Source organism: Pseudomonas sp. Sample_24 (assembly GCF_004307605.1).
In the GTDB taxonomy this organism is placed as follows: domain Bacteria; phylum Pseudomonadota; class Gammaproteobacteria; order Pseudomonadales; family Pseudomonadaceae; genus Aquipseudomonas.
Map to the genome: position 1 here is coordinate 1 of NZ_RCNW01000507.1, position 6,394 is coordinate 6,394.

The window sequence follows — 6,394 nt, forward strand, 5'->3', positions numbered from 1 at the left end:
TCGTGGTTGTAACGGGGACTGTCGAGGACATCGCTGCCGGCTTCGAGCTCGAACAAGCCGTCCCGCTCGGTCACTTGCGATCTGATCTGTTGCATGGCCGCTCCACTGTTCTTTTGATTATTGTTGCTCATCAGGGACTGGCGGAATCAATAAACGTGCCGAGTGCCCCGCTTGCGCATCGGGCAGTTCCATAACACTTTGCAACCAACTGATGTTTATCGGTTTTATTGACTGAATGAAGTATGTGCCGTGCCACTCAGGCCGAATGCCAGGCAAGTTGTCCAATCAGTCAGGACTCAATCTGGTGCGTGAATTTTTTTTCAAAGTCGCGCATACACCATAGACCAATCTCAAACAGCTGATTTCACATAAGAAATCTTGACCATATTTAGATCCTGTCAAGTGCGTCAAAATGGTGAGCGGCCTCACCATTTTGGTGAATCTCAATTTTAAACGTTATTTATCAAATATTTATCTATGGAATAAGCTTATAAAAAATATTCTTGCCGATTCCATAAACTGCAGCTAGCGTTTAATCCTGACAGCGCTGACAGGAATAGCCCTTTCAGCACTCGTTTCATATAAAACACTTAGAACCGGTATCAGCCGGTCATTGCCTGCGAGGAACTCGGAATGTCTCTGTTGATCCGTGGCGCTACCATTATTACCCATGATGAAAGTTATCGCGCCGACGTGTATTGCGCAGACGGCGTAATCAAGGCCATCGGCGAAAACCTGGATATTCCTGCAGGTGCAGAAATGCTCGATGGCAGCGGCCAGTATCTGATGCCCGGCGGCATCGACCCGCACACGCACATGCAACTGCCCTTCATGGGCACCGTGGCCAGCGAAGACTTCTTCAGTGGTACGGCGGCGGGACTGGCCGGCGGCACCACGTCGATCATCGACTTTGTGATTCCCAATCCGCAGCAGTCCTTGATGGAGGCGTTCCATCAGTGGCGTGGCTGGGCCGAGAAGTCAGCCTCCGACTACGGCTTTCATGTGGCCATTACCTGGTGGAGCGAGCAGGTCCGTGAAGAGATGGCTGAGTTGGTGATCCACCATGGGGTCAATAGCTTCAAGCATTTCATGGCTTACAAGAACGCGATCATGGCCGCCGATGACACCCTGGTGGCGAGTTTCGAGCGCTGCCTGGAATTGGGTGCGGTGCCCACCGTGCATGCCGAAAACGGTGAGTTGGTCTATCACCTGCAACGCAAACTGATGGCCCAGGGCATGACCGGGCCGGAAGCGCATCCGCTGTCGCGCCCTTCGCAAGTTGAAGGCGAAGCCGCGAGCCGGGCGATCCGCATTGCCGAAACCCTCGGCACGCCGCTGTATCTGGTGCATGTCTCGACCAAGGAAGCCCTCGATGAAATCACCTACGCCCGGGCCAAGGGCCAACCGGTCTACGGCGAAGTGCTGGCCGGGCACTTGTTGCTGGACGACAGCGTCTATCAGCACCCGGACTGGCAGACCGCCGCTGGCTACGTGATGAGTCCGCCGTTCCGCCCTCGGGGTCATCAAGAGGCGCTCTGGCATGGCTTGCAAGCGGGCAACCTGCACACGACCGCCACCGACCACTGTTGTTTCTGCGCCGAGCAAAAAGCCGCGGGCAAGGATGATTTCAGCAAAATTCCCAACGGCACGGCCGGTATCGAAGACCGCATGGCGGTGCTGTGGGATGAAGGTGTGAATACCGGGCGCTTTTCGATGCAGCAATTCGTCGCGCTGACGTCCACCAACACCGCGAAGATCTTCAACCTCTATCCGCGCAAAGGCGCGATCCGGGTCGGCGCCGATGCCGATCTGGTGCTGTGGGACCCGCTGGGCACGCGGACCATTTCCGCCAAGACCCATCACCAGCAGGTCGACTTCAACATCTTCGAAGGCAAGACCGTGCGCGGCGTGCCGAGCCATACCATCAGCCAGGGACGCGTGGTCTGGGCCGATGGCGACCTGCGCGCAGAACGGGGTGCCGGGCGCTATATCGAACGGCCGGCGTATCCGGCGGTGTTTGATTTGCTGAGCAAGCGGGCGGAGTTGAATCAGCCCACGCCCGTGAAACGCTGACCCGATTCCCTGTGGCGAGGAAGCTTGCTCCCGCTGGACTGCGCAGCAGGCCGCATTTGGGGCGGCTTCGCCACCCAGCGGGAGCAAGCTCCCTCGCCACAGGGTGAAACAAAGAACAGTGCCCGTTCAGAGGCAGCACCTCAATTCACCGTGAGGCCAAAAACCGTGATCAAGACCCTCGACCATCTCCCGCACCCCGCCGAGAGCGCCGCCGCCCTCGCCGGCCATTTCACCGATCTGGCGCCGCCGCTCAATGATCGCCAGGCGCATCTGGAGGCCTCGCGCTGCCTGTATTGCTACGACGCGCCGTGCGTGAACGCCTGCCCGAGCGAAATCGATATTCCTTCGTTCATCCGCAATATCCAACAGGAAAACGTGCAAGGTGCGGCGCAGAAAATCCTCTCGGCCAACATTCTCGGCGGCAGCTGCGCCCGGGTTTGCCCGACGGAAATCCTTTGCCAGCAAGCCTGCGTGCGCAACAACGCCCACGAATGTGCGCCGGTACTGATTGGCCTGTTGCAGCGCTATGCCGTGGACAACGCGCACTTCAGTGAGCACCCGTTCCCCCGCGCCGCCGCAACCGGCAAACGCATCGCCGTGGTCGGCGCCGGTCCGGCCGGGCTGTCCTGTGCGCACCGCAGTGCCATGCACGGGCATGACGTGGTCATTTTCGAGGCCCGGGACAAGGCTGGCGGACTTAACGAATACGGGATCGCCAAGTACAAACTGGTGGACGACTACGCGCAAAAGGAACTGGATTTTCTGCTGCAGATCGGCGGCATCGAAATCCGTCACGGACAAAAACTCGGTGACAACCTGAGCCTGAGCGAGCTGCATCAACAATTCGACGCGGTGTTTCTCGGCCTCGGTCTGGCAGCGAGCAAGCAACTGGGGCTGGCCCACGAAGACGCACCGGGGCTTCTGGCCGCGACCGATTACATCCGCGAACTGCGCCAGGCCGATGACCTCACCCAGCTACCGCTTGCCGAGCATTGCATCGTCCTCGGCGCAGGCAACACCGCCATTGACATGGCCGTGCAAATGGCCCGCCTCGGTGCTCACGATGTCAACCTGGTGTACCGCCGTGGCGTCGAGGACATGGGCGCCACCCTGCATGAGCAAGACATCGCCAAGGCCAATCAAGTGCGCTTGTTGACCTGGGCCCAACCGCAAGAAGTGCTGCTCGATGACGCTGGCCGGGTGCGCGGCATGCGATTCGCCCGCACCCATCTGGTCGAAGGACGCCTGCAAACCACCGGCGAAACGTTCGAACTAGCCGCCGACGCCATCTTCAAAGCCATCGGCCAGGCCTTTGACGGCAGCGCCCTCGCCGACCCATTGGCCCGTGAACTCAAGCGTCAGGGCGAGCGCATCGAAGTCGATGAAAATCTGCGCACCAGCATTCCCGGGGTGTATGCCGGTGGCGATTGCACCAGCCTCGACCAGGACCTGACCGTACAAGCGGTGCAACACGGCAAGCGCGCCGCCGAAGCAATCAACACTCAACTGATGCTCAACGTGGAGGCTGCGTAAATGGCCGATCTGTCGATTGTCTTCGCTGGCATCAAGTCGCCCAATCCGTTCTGGCTGGCCTCCGCGCCGCCGACCGACAAGGCTTACAACGTGGTCCGCGCCTTCGAGGCGGGCTGGGGCGGTGTGGTCTGGAAAACCCTGGGTGAAGACCCGGCGGCGGTGAACGTATCGTCACGCTATTCGGCGCATTTCGGGCCGAACCGTGAAGTGCTGGGTTTCAACAACATCGAACTGATCACCGACCGCTCGCTGGAGATCAACCTGCGGGAAATCACCCAGGTGAAAAAAGATTGGCCGGACCGCGCATTGATCGTGTCGTTGATGGTGCCTTGCGTCGAAGAGTCTTGGAAACACATTCTGCCGCTGGTGGAGGCCACGGGCGCCGACGGTATCGAGTTGAACTTCGGTTGCCCCCACGGCATGCCGGAACGCGGCATGGGTGCGGCGGTCGGCCAGGTGCCGGAATACGTCGAACAGGTCACTCGTTGGTGCAAGACGTATTGCTCGCTGCCGGTGATCGTCAAGCTCACGCCGAACATCACCGACATCCGCGTCGCCGCCCGCGCGGCTCACCGTGGCGGTGCGGATGCGGTGTCGCTGATCAACACCATCAACTCCATTACCAGCGTCAACCTGGAACGCATGGTCGCCAACCCCATGGTCGGCAGCCAAAGCACCCACGGCGGTTATTGCGGGTCGGCGGTCAAGCCGATTGCCCTGAACATGGTCGCCGAAATTGCCCGCGACCCGCAGACCCATGGCCTGCCGATCAGTGGCATCGGCGGCATCGGCAACTGGCGCGATGCCGCGGAATTCATCGCGTTGGGCTGTGGTTCGGTGCAGGTCTGCACCGCGGCGATGCTCCACGGTTTCCGGATTGTCGAGGAGATGAAGGACGGGCTGTCGCGCTGGATGGACAGCCAGGGCTACACCAGCATCGCGCAGTTTTCCGGACGCGCGGTGGCCAACACCACGGACTGGAAATACCTGGACATCAACTATCAAGTGATTGCCAAAATCGACCAAGAGGCCTGTATCGGATGCGGTCGTTGCCACATCGCCTGCGAAGACACCTCGCACCAGGCCGTGGCCAGCCTGAAAAATCCCGACGGGACCCATCGTTATGAAGTGATCGATGAAGAATGTGTGGGTTGCAATCTATGCCAGATCACCTGCCCGGTGCAGGATTGTATCGAGATGGTTCCGGTGGACACCGGCAAGCCGTTTCTGGACTGGAACCATGATCCGCGCAATCCGTATCATGTTGCGGGACGGCACTGAATGGCGGTGACGAATGGCAGGGGAAGACAGTCGCTCCCACAGGGATCGCTGGTGTACACAGCATTTGATTACGCCATAAACCACTGTGGTAGCGGGCTTGCCCGCGATGAGGCCAGCGCTACAACACCAACTTCCAGACTCCTTACCTATCAGTTCTGCTAGTAGACGCCACTCGACATATCTTCGATGCTAACGCACAGTCAATTCGCCAGCGTGGATCTCGATATGTCGGACTCATCATTGAACATTCTTTGCCGCTATCAATACGACCCACTCGACCGCCTCACGGGCGTCGGGCTACTGGCGGGTAACAGCACACAGCGTTTTTATCAAGTGAACCACCTGACTACCGAGCTGGGACAGCAGACGCAACGAACAATCCTGCGCCATGGAACTCAACTGTTGGCGCAGCAACAAAGTGAAGCAGGGGTTACCGAAAAAACGCTTTTGGTGACCGATCAGGCGCACTCGTTGCTGCAATCCCTTTCGCCAGTTAATTCTCGGAAATTTTCCTATACCGCCTACGGCCATCACCCGAATGTCAGCGGCTTAAGTCGTTTATTCGGGTTTAATGGTGAGTATCCTGACGACATTACGGGCCATTATCCATTAGGCCATGGCAATCGATTTTATAATCCTGTGTTGATGCGATTCAATAGCCCGGATGAGCTGAGTCCTTTTGATGACGGGGGAATTAACTCTTATGCTTATTGCGAAAATGATCCGATAAATTTTTTTGATCCTACTGGAAATGGTAAATACCACGTTCTTAGTACCCTATTCAACCGTTCTCGCGCGTCGGTGATCATTAGGCCACGTGATTCAGTAATCACTAGACATAGTTCTATAAGCAAAGCCCAATCACAAACATCCAGCGCAGTCAGTTCGCCTATTTCAACATATAGCAACCCAATACAGAACTCACTAACTGATCAGTCCCCCACCAGTTTGCAGCAGCCCGGACTTGGTCGAACGCCCGTCCATCGCGTCCCAATACTAGAGCTTCCAGCGACTACTCGCGGACCAAGAAGAAGTGCTCAACCTAGCAGAACTTCTAAGCACAGATTAATACTCCAAGACATTGGAATAGCATATGACGCCCTCAAGAAGGAAAACCCAGACTTCATTGCCACCGGCACTCCAACGCAGAGCAAGGAACTTTCAGAAATAAAAAAAAATCTTGACCAAAGTACTACAGCAAGCGCACGAGCCAATTTCAAAGACGCATTACAAAGGAAAAGCAATATAATTAAACGAGAAAACATGAAGGATTTAGTTAATCACAACAATCAGGTCAGAAGCTGACCCCTTGGCTGCAGGAGCCGCTGGATTCCGACCTACGGCTCCAACCCGATCCCCCGCAGAATCACACTGGTCACCGTCTGTATCGCCCGCTCGAACTGCATGTCCGACAGCGGCTGATGGTCATTGAGGATGTTCACCTGGTGGTCGAAGTCGGCGTAGTGCTGGGTCGAGGCCCAGATCATGTACAGCAGGCTTGAAGGCT

Annotated in this window: 6 protein-coding genes; 4 read left to right on the top strand and 2 right to left on the bottom strand. The window is 57.3% G+C overall.

The features are described from left to right. The coding region (locus D8V06_RS30990; protein WP_241664309.1) for a hypothetical protein at window positions 1-95 on the bottom strand (95 nt) is incomplete at its 3' end. A 538-nt stretch (window positions 96-633) separates the two neighbouring features. Here D8V06_RS30990 and hydA point away from each other — a divergent pair. From hydA to D8V06_RS29280, 4 genes are all read left to right on the top strand, one after another. Next, on the top strand, window positions 634-2,073 hold the full coding sequence (gene hydA / locus D8V06_RS29265; RefSeq protein ID WP_130932347.1) for a dihydropyrimidinase: 1,440 nt from the start codon (window positions 634-636) through the stop codon (window positions 2,071-2,073). 165 nt (window positions 2,074-2,238) lie between these two features. Beyond that, on the top strand, window positions 2,239-3,606 hold the full coding sequence (locus tag D8V06_RS29270; RefSeq protein ID WP_130904769.1) for an NAD(P)-dependent oxidoreductase: 1,368 nt from the start codon (window positions 2,239-2,241) through the stop codon (window positions 3,604-3,606). Further along, window positions 3,607-4,887: an NAD-dependent dihydropyrimidine dehydrogenase subunit PreA gene (preA, locus tag D8V06_RS29275; protein ID WP_056852875.1), complete on the top strand. Its 1,281-nt coding sequence runs from the start codon at window positions 3,607-3,609 to the stop codon at window positions 4,885-4,887. It begins immediately after the preceding gene. Window positions 4,888-5,112: 225 nt separating this feature from the next. After that, entirely contained in the window at window positions 5,113-6,192 is a 1,080-nt protein-coding gene (locus D8V06_RS29280; RefSeq protein WP_130932348.1) for an RHS repeat-associated core domain-containing protein, read from the top strand. A 32-nt stretch (window positions 6,193-6,224) separates the two neighbouring features. Here the strand turns inward: D8V06_RS29280 and D8V06_RS29285 are convergent. Next, window positions 6,225-6,394, bottom strand: a 170-nt coding sequence (locus D8V06_RS29285; RefSeq protein WP_177434511.1) for a TetR family transcriptional regulator C-terminal domain-containing protein, incomplete at its 5' end; no start/stop codon positions are given.

What these genes read in the sequence shown, in the direction of transcription:
- hydA (WP_130932347.1), top strand. Translation starts at nt 634, where the DNA reads ATGTCTCTGTTGATCCGTGGCGCTACCATTATTACCCATGATGAAAGT.
- preA (WP_056852875.1), top strand. Translation starts at nt 3,607, where the DNA reads ATGGCCGATCTGTCGATTGTCTTCGCTGGCATCAAGTCGCCCAATCCG.
- D8V06_RS29280 (WP_130932348.1), top strand. Translation starts at nt 5,113, where the DNA reads ATGTCGGACTCATCATTGAACATTCTTTGCCGCTATCAATACGACCCA.